The organism is Alcanivorax sp. NBRC 102024, assembly GCF_001602235.1.
Lineage (GTDB): Bacteria > Pseudomonadota > Gammaproteobacteria > Pseudomonadales > Alcanivoracaceae > Alcanivorax.
Genome location: NZ_BDAS01000013.1, coordinates 30,025 through 44,287 on the forward strand (window position 1 = coordinate 30,025; position 14,263 = coordinate 44,287).

The window sequence follows — 14,263 nt, forward strand, 5'->3', positions numbered from 1 at the left end:
GGACCAAGTGTAGCGAAAGGCCCGGGCAGGGAACACCAGCGCATATTTCAATTTGTTTCAGAATTGCGTCCGAAATCTTGTACGTATGTTCCTGATATTCACGGGAACCCGCCTTTGAGCCCTGCTACACTGGGTGTGAGAGATGACCAGGACTAAGGAGTGACAGGTGTCGACACCGCAAACGGGGATTTTTGATCGTAGTTATCAGCATCATCTGTTCTTCGAATTTTGCCTCAGCAGTGGCCAGGACATACAGGCGGTGAAAGCCGCACTGGGCCAGCTCAATGCGCTCAAAAGCGAGAAGACGCCGGTGTTGATGGCGTTTGGCCCGGCCCTCTGGGAGCAGCTGGATAGCCGGTTCACCTTCCCGCCGTTTTCCCTGGAGGGGCATGTGCCGGCCACCCAGGGCGATCTGTGGATCTGGGTTCAGGCGAAAGAGCGGGGAGACCTGTTCGACACCGGCATGCAGGTCCGGGATGCGGTGGGGGAGTTGTTCTCCACGCAACTGGAATTAAACAGTTTTGTCTATCACGACATGCGTGATCTGACCGGGTTTGTGGATGGCATTGGCAATCCCACCGGAGACAAGGCAGAAAAGGCCGCCTTCATTGCCGAGCCCCATCCTGGCGCAGGCGGCAGCTGGGTGCTTAGCCAGAAATGGGTCCATGATCTGAAGTCATTCAATCAGCTGCCGGTGAACGAGCAGGAAAACGTGTTTGGCCGTACCAAGGAAGATGCGGTGGAGTTCGATGAAGAGCGTATGCCGCCGGATTCCCATGTGGGCCGCACTGACGTGGATCGGGATGGTGTTCCCCAGAAAATGTGGCGCCGTTCTGTCCCCTACGGTGACAGCACCGAACACGGCCTGTATTTCCTGGCGTTCTGCTGCGAACTGGACCGCTATGACTATCTGCTACGCCGGATGTATGGCATTGCCGACGACACCGTCAAAGACCGCCTGCTGAACTATACCCGCCCGGTAATGGGCTCATGGTGGTATGCGCCGGATCAGGAGTGGCTCGACAGGATCAATTAATAGTTAATAATTAATAGTTTCGCGGACAGGACTGTTCTGTTTTGAAACGCAAGAGGCCGCGCCCAGATGTATGGGCGCGGCCTCTTTGTTTTCAGCTGACTACGCGCTCTCGCGCGTAGTTATTCACTATTAATTATTCATTATTAATTGCTTCTTAGTCCGTTTTCCATTTGGTAAACATCTTCTTCACCAGGAACGGTGTGAGTTTCAGTGAGGCACTGAGCATCTGGCCGATGCCCCTGGGGAAGACGAAGTGCAGAGCATTCTTTATGCCGTTGTAGGTGGCTTCGTCGAAGGGGTACCAGAAGATGTTGCGCTTGGAGGGCAGGATGTCCCAGTTGACCACTTTGGCCTGGGTCATTTCTTCCAGACCTTCCGGGCCATGGGTGCGGCCAATGCCGGACTCCTTCCAGCCCCCCCAGGGGGTTTCGGACAGGCCGTGGCTGTAGAGGTGGTCGTTGATGGTGGTGACCCCGGACTGCAGGCGGGCGGCAATGGCGCGGCCGCGCTTGTTGTCTTTGGTCCATACCGAGGAGGTCAGCGCCAGTTTGGATTCGTTGGCCTTGCGAATGGCGTCTTCTTCGTTGGCCACACGCTGCACGGCTATCAAGGGCCCGAAGGTCTCGTCGCACATGGTGAGCATGTCGTCGGTGACATTGGTGAGCAGCGTGGCCGGGTGGAAGAAGCCGTTTTCCACATCGCCCACCGGGCGGGACTGGGCTTCGATCCGGGCGCCCTTGGCCAGGGCATCTTCCAGATGCTGCTGCACGGTGCGCAGCTGGCCGGCGGTGGTCAGACTGCCGATATCCACATCGAAATCCTTGCAGCCGACTCCGTGACGAAGCTGGCGGGTCTTTTTGGCAAGCAGATCCACAAACTGGTCGTAGACCGCATCTACCACATACACCCGTTCCACGCCGCCACAGCTTTGTCCGGCATTCTGGTAGCCGGCCCAGGCGGCGCCGTTGGTGGCACGTTCCAGATCCGCGTCTTCCAGCACCAGCATGGGATCATTGCCGCCCAGCTCCAGGGACACCGGGGTGAGGGTTTCGGCGGCCTGGGCCATCAGGGTCTTGCCGGCGGGGACGCTGCCGGTGAAGAACAGTTTGTCCACGCCATTCTCGAAAAAGCCGGTGGCCACTTTGGAACCGGAGCCGACGATATGATGGAACAGGCCTTCGGGTAACTCACCGGCAGCGATGATCTGCTCGATAGCACGGCCCACGGCCGGCGTGGCGGCAGCCACTTTCAGCATCACGGCGTTGCCGGCCATCAGGCCCATGACAATTTCGCCGAAGGGAATGGATAGCGGGTAGTTCCAGGGGCTGATGATACCCACCACACCCAGGGGAACACGGAGCATGTGGGTCTTCTTGTTGAAGAACAGGATGCTGCCGCCGGGGCGATTCTTTTCTTTCAGCGTTTTTTCAGCGTTGTTCGCATACCACTTGCAGGCCAGGGCGCAGGGCAGGACTTCCGTGGCCAGGGCGTCGGTCAGGGTCTTGCCGTTGCTCTCGCTGACAGTGCGAGCCAGGTCGTCAGCCCGATCCACGATGTAGCTGCGCATCATGGTGATATGGCGAGCCCGTTCCTTGAACGATTTGGCCGCCCAGATCGCCTGGGCTTCTCGGGCTTTGCTCATGATCTCCGGCAGTTTGGCCAGATCGGTTTCATTCAGCTCAGCCACGGCGGTGCCGGTGGCCGGGTTGGTATCCAGTACGGTCTTGCTGTCGAGTTTTTCTTGCGCGGTCATGTGAGGACGTCTCCATCACGACAGGTCGCCAGGGCGGCCTGTGGGCAGTTCAGAGGGGGCCAGTGTCTGGCGCCGGGAAAGGCGCATAGGTAAACACAGAGTAGACATCCTGGCTAGTGCTGTTCGGGCCGATTTCAGGCGGTGACGCCCCGGTTTTGTTGCGTTTGTGCCAGGCGATACGCCATGCGCTCGAAAGTCAGTGCAATTCGCTCAAGGGCACCGGCAATCAGCTCCCGGTCGCGCTGGGCCAGGTTGCCAGCGTCTTCCATGTCCAGTTTGAGCTTTTCCGACTGTTGGCGAAAGCCCTCGTCGACTTTGCCCTGGGAGCAGGCCTGATAGGCGGCCGACAGTGCCAGTTGCCACAGGTTGGCGCTGTCTGCCAGGGAAGCAGGGGCATTACTGCGCAGCCGGCTTTGAATCCACAGGGAGACCTGGCCCAGGTTCAGCCCGGTGAGTCCCAGGTCGGTGAAGTGGCGGTGTGCCTCTGGCAGCGCCTTGTCACAGATGGTCAGCCAGCGCAGGCGGTCGGCCATGCGCGCATTGAACCATTCCTCGTTAACGTTGGCGTTGCCGCCGGAAGCCTGGGACGGAACTCCCAGAAGCGTCAGATCCGCAGCGGTCTGGCGGATCAAACGCCGGCGCAGGTTGGGGCCATTGGGTGGGGTAATCAGCCGGAACATGAGGAAGGCGATGGCAATTCCCGTACTGATCGCCAGCCCGTTACTGGCCACTCTGGCCACGTCAAAATCCATGGCGTTACCCGGTTGCACCAGAATGATATAGGGGGTGCAGAATCCCAGTCCCAACGGCAGGGTCAGTCGTTTGCTGATCGCCAGCAGACCGATAAACAGGGGCGCGCCGAGAATCAGGATGAGCAGGGGAAAGTTGCCGTTATTGATCGCCAGCAGGGGCAGGGTGAAGAACAGTGCCACCGGTGTGGCCAGCACGGAACTGAACGTGGCCCGCTTCAGTACCTGATCCGGTTCGGGCAGTCGTGCAAAGAGGATCGTGAACATGACCGGCATGATCATCAGCATGATCGCCATGGGGCTGGCCGTACCGACCCAGAGGCCCGCTGCAAGGGCGAATACCAGCGCACTGCGCAGGCCCACGGCGGCGGCGATTTGCAGATCCCGGTAGGGTTTCAGGCCCTGGGGCCGCAGCTGTACCTCGTGGCTCATATGCAGGGCCCGGTTGGCTTCCAGCGCCAGGATCAGATCAGCGGTCAGGTTCTGGGCGACCTGGAAGAAGCGACGCTGCAATGGCGGCGCATCATCGGCCTGGTCTCCCCGGGCCTCTCGCAATTGCTGGCGCAGTGCCTGGGCCTCTTTCATGGCCTGTTCGGCGGAAGGGGTTTCGCGCATGCGCTGGAAGGCGGTCCGCAAGGCATCCAGCAGGTCGCGCAGGGCCGGGGTCAGCAGATCGTCGTGGTTGCGCATCAGGCGCCCGATCACGCGAATGCGAGCGACCAGCGACAGGGTTTTGTGGCAGATTACCGTGGCTGCGCGGGCTCGCCCCGGCCCATGGCTGCCTTCGTAGTGGACCGCGCTGCTGTCATCACTGAGGGCAAAAATACCCTGCAGCAGGGTATCCACCTGATGGTGGCGTTTGGCGTGGGTGCCCGCCGGGTCCAGTTCCAGTTCCAGATAGGCCAGTGTCTGGTTGAGGGCGGTACGGGCATGCTCCTTGAGCAGGCTGCTGACCCGCACCGGCCACAGCAGGCTGCTGACCAGGGTGGCGCAGAGGGCGCCAAGAATGATTTCGCTGACCCGGGCGTTGGCAATGTGGAAGATGCCCAGACTGGAGGTGTTGGCCGGGTCGACAATCGCCAGCACCACAATGAGGGTGGCGGTGATCCCCGCCATGGCAAATCCGTAGATAAAATTGGCCTGGCGTACCCAGGCGGAGGCGCCAGCGTTAAGCCCGATCCACAGGGTCAGTGCGCCAATGGCGAGGGCCGGGTAGGGCAGCAACCAGGCCAGAATCAGCAGCCCCACGGCGCCGCCCACCAGGGTCCCGCCGATCTGGCAGAAGCCTTTTTCAATGACCAGCCCGGTCTCCGGACGCACTTGCAGGAAGACGGCGGAAATCAGCGCCCAATAGGGGCGGTCCAGCTGTAACAGCATGGACAGATAGAGTGCCAGCGCCATGGCGATGACACCCTTGGTGGCGAACAGGACAGACTGGCGGTCTGGAGTGAGCAGGACGGCCAGTCGCGGATCCAGTGTCATTGGTCGCTCTGGTTTTCCCGCTCGTGGAGTCGCACGGTGGCGGTCATGCCGGCGGCCAGCAGGATGTCGTCGGGGATGTGGTCCAGTTCGATATGGACGGGAATGCGCTGGGCCAGCCGCACCCAATTGAAGGTCTGCTGGACCTGGGGCAGTAACTGGCCGTCGGTCTGGGTGTTGGCGTTGGCGATGGCCTGTCCCACGCTGGTGACCTTGCCGCGCAGTTTGCGGGCGCCGTTCATAAGCACCACCGTGGCCCGCTGGCCCACTTCCACCATGGGTAGCTTGGTTTCTTCGAAGTAGCCGGTTACATAGAAGCTGCCGGCTTTGACCATGGAAACCACCGGGGTGCCCTGTTTGACGAAGTTACCCTGTTGCAGGGTCAGGTTGACGATGGTGCCGTCTGCGGGAGCTTCCACCTGTGTCCGCTCCAGGTTGATTCGGGCGCTGGCCACTTCTGCCTGGGCCAGCGCCACATTGGCGGCGGCTAACTGGGCCTCAATACGCGCACTATCCAGCTCTTCAGGGCTGATGCTGTTGCTGGCGTGCAGCTGCTTGCGCCGTTCGTACTGGTGCTCGGCCAGGCGCAGGGATTCCTGCTCGTGTAGCAGCTGGGCTTCCGCCCGCGCCAGGGTGGCCCGGTAGCGGATATCATCGATACGAAACAGTGGGTCTCCCTGTTGTACGGTCTGGTCGTCTCGAATATGCAGTTCCCGTACCCAGCCGGACACATCCGGAGAGAGTGTAATGATCTCGGCGCGCACCTTGCCGTCGCGGGTCCAGGGGGCATAGAGGTAATAATTCCACACCCAGTTGCCGGCCAGCAGGGCCAGAATCACCAGCACTACGGTGAGCAGAATGCGTAGCGGTTGTTGCATGAATTGTCCCTAGCTCAGCGCTCTCAGGAAAAGGGCTACAAAGCAGATAAACAGTGACAGATAGACCCAGGCACTCTTCCAGAGTTGCTGATGCCAGCCCAGTTTGCGCAGCAGCAGGAAGGTCAACAGGGTAAGCACCATGCCCAGCAGCACGAACAGCACCATGGGGCTGATCAGCAGTCCGCCAACCGGAATTTCATGCAGCCACATCGTTGTTTCCCGGCAGTGTCATGTTAGCGAGCATGGTAACGGATAATTCGGGGCCGCTGTAGGAGCACCATTCGAGGGACCAAAGGCAGTTGCGAGTTACGGGGTACGAGAAGCGAACTGCAAAATCGGTTTTGATTTTCGCAACTCGGAACTCGTGACTCGCTTCTGGCTTTTTTCGCACCTCGAGAGGGACTCCTACAGGTGCCAAAAGAGAGGTCGGCTTGATGCCTATTTCTGTTGCCGCTTCACTGCATCAGCTTTTCGAGCAGGCGGGTGTAGATTCCGGTCAGCGTATTCAGCTCACTGATGCTGGTGTGCTCGTCCACCTTGTGGATGGTGGCATTGATGGGGCCCAGTTCCACCACCTGGCTGCCGGTGGGCGCAATAAAGCGGCCGTCACTGGTGCCACCGGCGGTGGACAGCTCGGTGTCGCGCCCCGTGATATCGCGAATCGCCGCGACGGCAGCATCCACCAGGGCGCCTCGATCGGTGAGGAACGGCTGGCCGGACAGGGTCCATTGCAGGTCGTAATCCAGGCCGTGCTTGTCCAGGATCGCCTCGGTACGTTCGCGCAACAGGGCATCTGTCAGCTCCGTGGAGAAACGGAAATTGAAGATGACCTCACAGGTACCCGGGATCACATTGGTGGCACCGGTGCCGGCGTTGATGTTGGAGATCTGGAAACTGGTGGCGGGAAAGAACGCATTGCCCTGATCCCATTCCGTGGCGGCCAGTTCGGCCAGGGCCGGTGCCACATCGTGGACCGGGTTGCGGGCCAGGTGCGGGTAGGCCACGTGGCCCTGGATGCCTTTGACTGTCAGGCGAGCCCCCAGAGAGCCACGGCGCCCGTTCTTGATCACATCGCCCACGGTGTTGGTGGAGGAGGGTTCGCCCACCAGGCAGTAGTCGATATGTTCGTTGCGGGCCTGCAGATGCTCGACCACCTTGACGGTGCCGTTCACTGACGGTCCTTCTTCATCGGCGGTGATCAGCAGTGCCAGACTACCCTTGTGTTCCGGGTTGGCGGCAACGAAATCCTCAATGGCCACCATCATGGCCGCGATGGAGCCTTTCATGTCGGCCGTGCCACGGCCATAAAGCAGATCGCCTTCCTCGGTGGGGGTGAAAGGGTCGTACTTCCACGCTGTCACATCCCCGGTAGGGACCACGTCGGTGTGGCCGGCAAAGGCAAATACCGGTCCCTCCGTGCCACGGCGGGCCCACAGGTTGCGGACCTCCTCGAACCAGAGGGTTTCGCACTGGAAACCGAGGGCTTCCAGTTTTTCAATCATCCAGTCCTGGCAGCCTTCGTCCTCGGGGGTAACGGAAGCGCGGCGGATGAGTTCCTTGGTGTAATCGAGGGTGCGGGACATGACGATTCCAGTATCGGTGATTCAAAGCCGCTGTAGGAGCACCTCTCGAGGTGCGAAGGGTGGTTGCGAGTCACGAGTTACGAGAAGCGAACGGCAAAACCGGTTTTGATTTTCGCAACTCGTACCTCGTTACTCGCTTCTGGCCTTGGTTCGCACCTCGAGAGGTGCTCCTACAGGTGGCCCGGTCGGGGGCTTGGAGCCTCAGTTGTGTTTGTGCAGCTCTTCGTTCAGGGCGATGGCGCTCTTGTTGGTCAGGCACTGCACCGCACCATTGGTGGTGTTGCGGCGGAACAGCAGGTCGGACTGGCCAGCCAGATCGCGGGCCTTGACGGTGTCCACAATCTCGCCCTTGTCGTCCAGCAACTGCACCTTGGAACCGGAGGTGATGTACAGGCCGGCTTCGATGGTGCAGCGGTCTCCCAGCGGGATACCGGTACCGGCATTGGCGCCCAGCAGGCAGCCTTCGCCCAGGGAGATGATGATGTTGCCGCCACCGGACAGGGTGCCCATGGTGGAGGCGCCGCCGCCAATGTCGGAGCCCTTGCCCACGAACACGCCGGCGGAAATACGGCCTTCGATCATGCCCGGGCCTTCAGTGCCGGCGTTAAAGTTGATAAAGCCTTCGTGCATGATGGTGGTGCCTTCGCCCACATAGGCGCCCAGACGCACCCGAGCCGTGTCGGCAATCCGTACGCCCTTGGGCACCACGTAGTCCGTCATCTTGGGGAACTTGTCCACGCTGTTCACTTCCAGCACCTTGCCGTTAAGGCGGGCCAGCAGTTGACGCTCGGGCAGTTCGTCCAGATCCACGGCACCTTCGTTGGTCCAGGCCACGTTGGGCAGCAGCGGGAACATGCCGGAGAGATTGACGCCGTGAGGCTTTACCAGACGGTGGGAGATCAGCTGCAGTTTCAGGTAGGCCTCCGGGGTGGACGCCGGCTCCGCATCGGTTTCCAGCACGGTGAGAACCACCGGACGATCGGATTCCTGGAACGCCACCGCATAGCTGGCTTCATGTTCAAAGCCGGCTTCACGCCATTCGCGGGCAATGTGCTGCACCTGACGGTGGGTCAGTTCGATGGCGGCATTGCCACCTTGATAACCCAGTTCCTCGCGGATCACTTCCACCAGTTTGTTATCCGGGTTGATGGCCGGATCCGGGTAAAACACTTCCAGCCAGTTGTCGTTGCGGTTCTTGGTGCCGCAGCCCAGGGCGATGGCGAAAAAGTTGCTCATGGTGTCCTCTCTTCAATGCGTCGAACGACAGGCGTCTGACGCTTAATTCAATGTGTCTTTCCACTCGTCGGCCTTGAAACCGGCGAGGATGAAATCGTCGTTCTGCAGAATCGGGCGTTTGATGATGGACGGATTCTCCGTCGCTACGGTAATCGCCTTTTCCGTGTTCATGGATTCCTGGACCGCATCATCCAGCTTTTTCCAGGTGGTGCCGCGTTTGTTGATCACGGTTTCCCAGCCCAGTGCTTCCAGCCACTGACGAAGACGTTGCTCAGGCACGCCTTCCTTTTTGTAGTCATGGAAGTGATAGACGATACCGTTGTCGTCCAGCCACTTCATGGCTTTCTTCATGGTATCGCAGTTCTTGATACCGAAGAGGGTCAGTTCCATGTCGGTTCCTTCTAACGCTTTCTGTAGGAGCGTCGCTGGCGGCGCGAATCAGGCCGGGTGGCGAGTCACGAGTTTCGAGTTGCGAAAACCTTAAAACAATGCGGGTTTTACGTTTTTGACCTTCGAAACTCGCTTCTCGTAACTCGAAACGCTTGTCCCCTTGCTGTCAGCACCGCGCCTGCGGCGATGTTACAGCGTATCCAGCAACGCCTTGATCCGTTTCGCCCCTTCCACACATTCTTCCAGTGGTGCCACCAGCGCCATGCGAACCCGGTTCTTGCCCGGGTTCTTGCCATTCACCGTGCGTGACAGGTAGCGGCCGGGAAGGACGGTCACATTCTGTTCAGCCTGCAGGCGCTGGGCGAATTCCTCATCGGAAATCGGTGTCTTCGGCCACAGGTAGAAGCCCGCTGCCGGGGCGGATACCTTAAGAGCGCCACCGAGAATGTCCAGTACCGCGTCGAATTTTTCCCGGTACAGGGCCCGGTTCGTTTCCACGTGGGTTTCATCATTCCAGGCTGCGATGCTGGCCAGCTGATGATGCATCGGCATGGCGCAGCCGTGGTAGGTGCGGTAGCGCAGGAAACCCTTGAGGATTTCGCTGTCACCGGCCACGAAACCGGAGCGCAGCCCAGGCAGGTTGGAGCGTTTTGACAGGGAATGAAACACCACGCAACGGCGGTAGTCATCCCGGCCCAGTTCCGCACAGGCCTGAAGCAGGCCGGCGGGGGGCTTGTCCCGGTAGATTTCCGAATAGCACTCGTCCGAGGCGATCACGAAATCGTACTTGTCGGCCAGCTGTATCAGGGCCTTGAGCTGGGCCTTGGTCAGGGTGGCACCGGTGGGGTTACCGGGGGTGCAGATAAACAGCAGCTGGGTGCGAATCCAGGTGTCTTCGCTGACGGCATCGAAATCCGGCTGCAGGCCGGTGTCATCGGTGCAGGGCAGATACACGGGTTCGCCACCGGCCAACAGGGTGGCACCTTCATAGATCTGGTAGAAGGGATTGGGCATCAGCACCAGAGGCTGACGCTGGCGATCGATGACCGCCTGGGTGAAGGCAAACAGCGCCTCCCGGGTGCCATTCACCGGGAGTACCTGGCTGCTGGCATCCACGCTATTGAGATGGAAGCGGCGCTTCAGCCAGGTCGCAATGGCGTCGCTCAGCTCCGGAATGCCGGCGGTGGTCGGGTAACGCGACAGCAGGGCAGTGTTGTCGCGCAATACCTGTTGCACGAAGTCCGGTGAAGGATGTTTCGGTTCGCCAATGGACAGGGCAATGGGGGACTTGTCCGAGCCCGGCAAGTCCTTGAACAGGAGCTTCAGTTTTTCAAACGGGTAAGGGTGCAACCGTTCCAGATCTGGGTTCATAGGGTCAGGAGTTTCCGTTGTTCTTGTCGTCGAGCTCTTTGATGAGGGTTTCCTGCAGTTGCTGACACAGGGCCGGGTCGGAAACCGGCTCACCATCAAGATCGGTAATGAAAAAGACGTCTTCTGCGCGCTCGCCCAGGGTGGCAATGCGGGCATTTTGTACCAGCAGTTCGAAGCGCATGAAGATGCGGCCGATATGCGCCAGCAGGCCGGGGCGGTCCAGGGTCTGGATGTCTACGGCGGTGCGATCGTTGACGATGTCGTTGCTGATCACCACCTGGGTGGGCACATCGAAATGTTTGTGTCGACGCGGCATGCGCCGGCTCACCGTGGAGGAGAAACGTTCCGGGTGTTTCAGGGTTTCGGTGAGCGTTTTACGAATCTGTTCGATGCGAGGCCAGTCTTCGCCAATGGGGGTGCCATGCTCGTCCAGAACGATGTAGGTATCCAGACTGAAGCCGTCGGCACTGGTGATGATCCGTGCGTCCATGATGGTCAGGCCCAGGGTGTCCAGGGCGTTCACCGTGGCGCTGAACAGGTTGCGGGTGTCCGGGGTGTAGATAAAGATCTGCGACCCTCCCGCCAGCACGCTCTGACTGGACTCCCGAATCAGCACCAATGGGTCGTCCGGATCTTCCCGGTCCAGCAGGGCTTCGGTATGCCAGGCGATGTCCCGGGGTGTCTCGCGCAGGAAGTATTCGTCACCAATGTTCGCCCACAGGGATTCGATGGCTCTGGGATCGTGATCCCGCTCGGTGAGCATCTTCATGGCGGCATCGCGGGTTTCGTCGATCCAGTCCTGTTTCTCCACCGGATTGTTGAGACCCCGGCGCAGGGCGCGCTTGGTTTCCGTGTAGAGCTGACGCAGCAGGGAGGCCCGCCAGGAGTTCCACAGGGTGGGGTTGGTGGCGTTGATATCCGCCACGGTCAGCACATAGAGATAATCCAGATGGACCAGGTCGCCCACCTTGCGGGCAAATTCGTAGACCACATCCGGGTCGGAGATGTCCTTGCGCTGGGCGGTCACGCTCATGGTCAGGTGGTTTCTTACCAGCCAGGCCACCAGCTTGCCGTCCCAGGCGGTCAGTCCGTGGCGCTGGCAGAAGGCAATGGCGTCTTCCGCGCCCAGTTCGGAATGGTCGCCGCCGCGGCCCTTGGCGATATCGTGGTAAAGCCCGGCGGTGTAGAGCAGTTCCGGCTTGGGCAGGCGGTAGAACACCTCGCTGGCCAGGGGGAATTCCTCGCGCAGGTCCTCATAGCGCAACCGGCGCATATTCTTGATCACCAGCAGGGTATGGGCATCCACGGTGTAAATGTGGAACAGGTCGTACTGCATCATGCCGATGATGCCGCCGAACTCCGGCAGATATTTGCCGAGGATGCCGTAGCGTTTCATGCGCCGTAGCTGCGAGAACAGGGCATGGGGGCTGCGCAGCAACTGCATGAACAGGCCGGTGTTTTCCGGGTTGCTGCGGAAGGCATCATTGATCTGCCGGCGATGATAAATCAGTGCCCGCACCGTGGCGGCCCGAATCCCTTTCAATTCCGGGTTCTGGGCCATCAGCACAAAGGCTTCCAGCAGGGCGCTGGGGTGTTTCTCGAAGACGTCCGGGCTGGTCACTTCCAGGTAGTCGTTGCGCACCTGGAAGCGCCGGTTCAGTGGTCGCACCTGGTCCGGCTTTTCGTTGTGCAGGATTACCTCATCGAACAGCTGCAGCAGCATTTCGTTGAGTACTGACAGGGCCAGTGCCACCCGGTAGAAGCCTTTCATGAAATGTTCCACCGCCAGGTTGGCGTTGGAATCCTCGTGGCCCAGACGGGTGGCGAGTTGGCGCTGGTGATCGAACAGCAGCCGGTTTTCGTTGCGCTCGGTATGGACATGCAACTGCCAGCGTACTTCCCAGAGATAATCCAGGCACTTGCGCAACACGCCATACTCTTCGGCAGTGAGAAAGCCCACATCCACCAGGGCTTCCAGGCTGTCGGCATTGAAGTGTCGTTTGGCAACCCAGGCGATCATCTGCACATCACGCAGGCCGCCCGGCGCATTCTTCAGATCCGGTTCCAGGTTGTATTCGGTGTCATTGAAGCGCTTGTGGCGGGCCACCTGTTCCTGCCATTTGGCCGCAAAGAACGCCGCGGAGTCCCACATATGTTCCGGACCGGTGCGTTCTTCCAGCTGTTCGCGAAGGCTGTCGTTACCGCCCAGGGTGCGCGCTTCCATGATGTTGGTGGCAACAGTGATGTCTTCCCGGGCCAGCTCTACGCACTCATCCAGGGTGCGCACTGCATGGCCGATTTCCAGGCCCATGTCCCAGAGAAACGCGACAAAGCGTTCCAGGCTGTCCCGGAGGCTCTGATCCGGGGCTTCGGCCATCAACACCAGGACATCCACATCGGAGCAGGGGTGCAGCTCGGCCCGGCCATAGCCGCCCACCGCGACCAGAGACAGGTCATCACGGTCGGCCAGCCCGAACAGGGACCAGGCGGCGACCATCACCTGGTCCACCAGTTCTGCCCGGGCGCGGACCAGCTCGGTAATGTCTGTGTCTTCAAAGGCCTGATTCAGGCGCTCCTGGCCCTGTTCCAGGTACTGGCGGGCATACTGGCCCGGCTGGGCGCTTTCCTGGAGGGCCTCAAACAGATGTTCCTGGGGCAGGGCGGGGGAGAGAGTCATACAGATCCTGTAATGGCGTTGCGGGCATGCCAGCTCCACGATAAGGCTGGCATGTCTCCGGTGGCTGAACCGTGTCAGTAGAGATCGGTTTCCTCGCTACGGGCCGTCAGTACCTCGTAACCGTCGGCGGTGACGGCAATGGTGTGCTCCCACTGGGCAGACAGCTTGCGGTCCTTGGTGACCACGGTCCAATTGTCCGGCAGCAGCTTGTTGGCCGCCTTGCCGGCATTGATCATGGGTTCGATGGTGAACACCATGCCTTCCTGCAATTCAAGACCCGTGCCAGGCTTGCCGTAATGGACCACCTGGGGCTCTTCATGGAAGCCTTCACCGATACCGTGGCCACAGTACTCGCGCACCACTGAGAAGCGCTCGCCTTCAGCCATTTTCTGGATGCGATGGCCGATATCCCCCAGACGTGCCCCGGGTTTGACCATTTTGATGCCGGCCAGCATGCACTCGCGGGTGGTTTCCACCAGGCGGCGGGCCAGTACGGAGGGCTCACCCACATAGAACATCTTGGAGGTATCGCCGTGCCAGCCATCCTTGATGACCGTCACGTCGATATTGATGATGTCGCCGTTCTTGAGGGCCTTGCGGTCATTGGGAATGCCGTGACAGACCACGTGGTTCACGGAGGTGCAGACGGATTTCGGGAACGGAATCCGGCCCGGCGCGCCGCCATAGCCCAGACAGGCGGGGATAGCATGCTGCTTGTTGACGATATGGTCGTGACAGATGCGGTCCAGTTCCTCGGTGGTGACCCCCGCCTTGACGTGCTCGCCGATCATTTCCAGGACTTCGGCGGCCAGTTTGCCCGCTTCGCGCATTTTGGCGATCTGTTCGGGGGTTTTGATGACTACATTCATGATACTTGAGGAAACTCCAGCTATTTCAGTGGGTTGAGCGGGTGTGTGCCAGCGCTCTCTGCGCCGGTAATGCGCCTTTGGCGTTGCCCGGGAAGGGTGTCTGTGGTATAAAGCGCGCGCTTTCCCGCTCACTGACGGCCCTGTGGCGACAAGTGCCGCATTGTAACCGCCGTTGGGTGGGGAAGGAAATCACACATGCCCCGTCACATAGCCCCGGGTGCCGGCTTTCCTGTTTAAGGTTG

General features: G+C 60.2%; 11 protein-coding genes. 1 reads left to right on the forward strand and 10 read right to left on the reverse strand.

Annotation, left to right across the window (positions count from 1 at the left end; genetic code table 11):
- The first annotated feature begins 166 nt into the window (after window positions 1-166).
- Window positions 167-1,036: a Dyp-type peroxidase gene (locus tag A0251_RS15540; RefSeq protein WP_062817753.1), complete on the forward strand. Its 870-nt coding sequence runs from the start codon at window positions 167-169 to the stop codon at window positions 1,034-1,036.
- 154 nt (window positions 1,037-1,190) lie between these two features.
- Here A0251_RS15540 and A0251_RS15545 read toward each other — a convergent pair whose 3' ends face one another.
- The 10 genes from A0251_RS15545 to map form a co-directional block, all read right to left on the reverse strand.
- Window positions 1,191-2,789 (reverse strand): aldehyde dehydrogenase family protein, encoded by a 1,599-nt coding sequence (locus tag A0251_RS15545; protein WP_062817754.1) that lies wholly within the window; start codon window positions 2,787-2,789, stop codon window positions 1,191-1,193.
- Window positions 2,790-2,923: 134 nt separating this feature from the next.
- Entirely contained in the window at window positions 2,924-5,020 is a 2,097-nt protein-coding gene (locus tag A0251_RS15550; RefSeq protein WP_062817755.1) for an FUSC family protein, read from the reverse strand.
- Entirely contained in the window at window positions 5,017-5,895 is an 879-nt protein-coding gene (locus tag A0251_RS15555) for an HlyD family secretion protein (RefSeq protein WP_062817756.1), read from the reverse strand. The genes A0251_RS15550 and A0251_RS15555 overlap by 4 nt, the downstream gene beginning before the upstream one ends.
- Before the next feature lie 9 nt (window positions 5,896-5,904).
- Window positions 5,905-6,105: a DUF1656 domain-containing protein gene (locus A0251_RS15560; protein ID WP_062817757.1), complete on the reverse strand. Its 201-nt coding sequence runs from the start codon at window positions 6,103-6,105 to the stop codon at window positions 5,905-5,907.
- 245 nt (window positions 6,106-6,350) lie between these two features.
- Window positions 6,351-7,478: a succinyl-diaminopimelate desuccinylase gene (gene dapE / locus A0251_RS15565; protein WP_062817758.1), complete on the reverse strand. Its 1,128-nt coding sequence runs from the start codon at window positions 7,476-7,478 to the stop codon at window positions 6,351-6,353.
- A 201-nt stretch (window positions 7,479-7,679) separates the two neighbouring features.
- Window positions 7,680-8,714, reverse strand: a complete 1,035-nt coding sequence (dapD, locus tag A0251_RS15570; protein WP_062817759.1) for a 2,3,4,5-tetrahydropyridine-2,6-dicarboxylate N-succinyltransferase — start codon at window positions 8,712-8,714, stop codon at window positions 7,680-7,682.
- 42 nt (window positions 8,715-8,756) lie between these two features.
- Window positions 8,757-9,104: an ArsC family reductase gene (locus A0251_RS15575; protein WP_082810930.1), complete on the reverse strand. Its 348-nt coding sequence runs from the start codon at window positions 9,102-9,104 to the stop codon at window positions 8,757-8,759.
- A gap of 189 nt (window positions 9,105-9,293) precedes the next feature.
- The gene (gene dapC / locus A0251_RS15580) at window positions 9,294-10,475 is read right to left on the reverse strand and encodes a succinyldiaminopimelate transaminase (RefSeq protein ID WP_062817760.1); all 1,182 of its coding nucleotides are present in this window, start codon (window positions 10,473-10,475) and stop codon (window positions 9,294-9,296) included.
- A 4-nt stretch (window positions 10,476-10,479) separates the two neighbouring features.
- A complete protein-coding gene (locus A0251_RS15585; protein ID WP_062817761.1) occupies window positions 10,480-13,152 on the reverse strand; it encodes a [protein-PII] uridylyltransferase in 2,673 nt (890 codons plus the stop codon).
- Window positions 13,153-13,226: 74 nt separating this feature from the next.
- Window positions 13,227-14,024, reverse strand: a complete 798-nt coding sequence (gene map, locus A0251_RS15590; RefSeq protein ID WP_255357641.1) for a type I methionyl aminopeptidase — start codon at window positions 14,022-14,024, stop codon at window positions 13,227-13,229.
- Window positions 14,025-14,263 lie beyond the last annotated feature (239 nt).

Bases quoted from the DNA above. Each gene is read 5' to 3' on its own strand.
- A0251_RS15545 (WP_062817754.1), bottom strand. From the start codon at position 2,789: ATGACCGCGCAAGAAAAACTCGACAGCAAGACCGTACTGGATACCAAC.
- A0251_RS15550 (WP_062817755.1), bottom strand. From the start codon at position 5,020: ATGACACTGGATCCGCGACTGGCCGTCCTGCTCACTCCAGACCGCCAG.
- A0251_RS15555 (WP_062817756.1), bottom strand. From the start codon at position 5,895: ATGCAACAACCGCTACGCATTCTGCTCACCGTAGTGCTGGTGATTCTG.
- A0251_RS15560 (WP_062817757.1), bottom strand. From the start codon at position 6,105: ATGTGGCTGCATGAAATTCCGGTTGGCGGACTGCTGATCAGCCCCATG.
- dapE (WP_062817758.1), bottom strand. From the start codon at position 7,478: ATGTCCCGCACCCTCGATTACACCAAGGAACTCATCCGCCGCGCTTCC.
- dapD (WP_062817759.1), bottom strand. From the start codon at position 8,714: ATGAGCAACTTTTTCGCCATCGCCCTGGGCTGCGGCACCAAGAACCGC.
- A0251_RS15575 (WP_082810930.1), bottom strand. From the start codon at position 9,104: ATGGAACTGACCCTCTTCGGTATCAAGAACTGCGATACCATGAAGAAA.
- dapC (WP_062817760.1), bottom strand. From the start codon at position 10,475: ATGAACCCAGATCTGGAACGGTTGCACCCTTACCCGTTTGAAAAACTG.
- A0251_RS15585 (WP_062817761.1), bottom strand. From the start codon at position 13,152: ATGACTCTCTCCCCCGCCCTGCCCCAGGAACATCTGTTTGAGGCCCTC.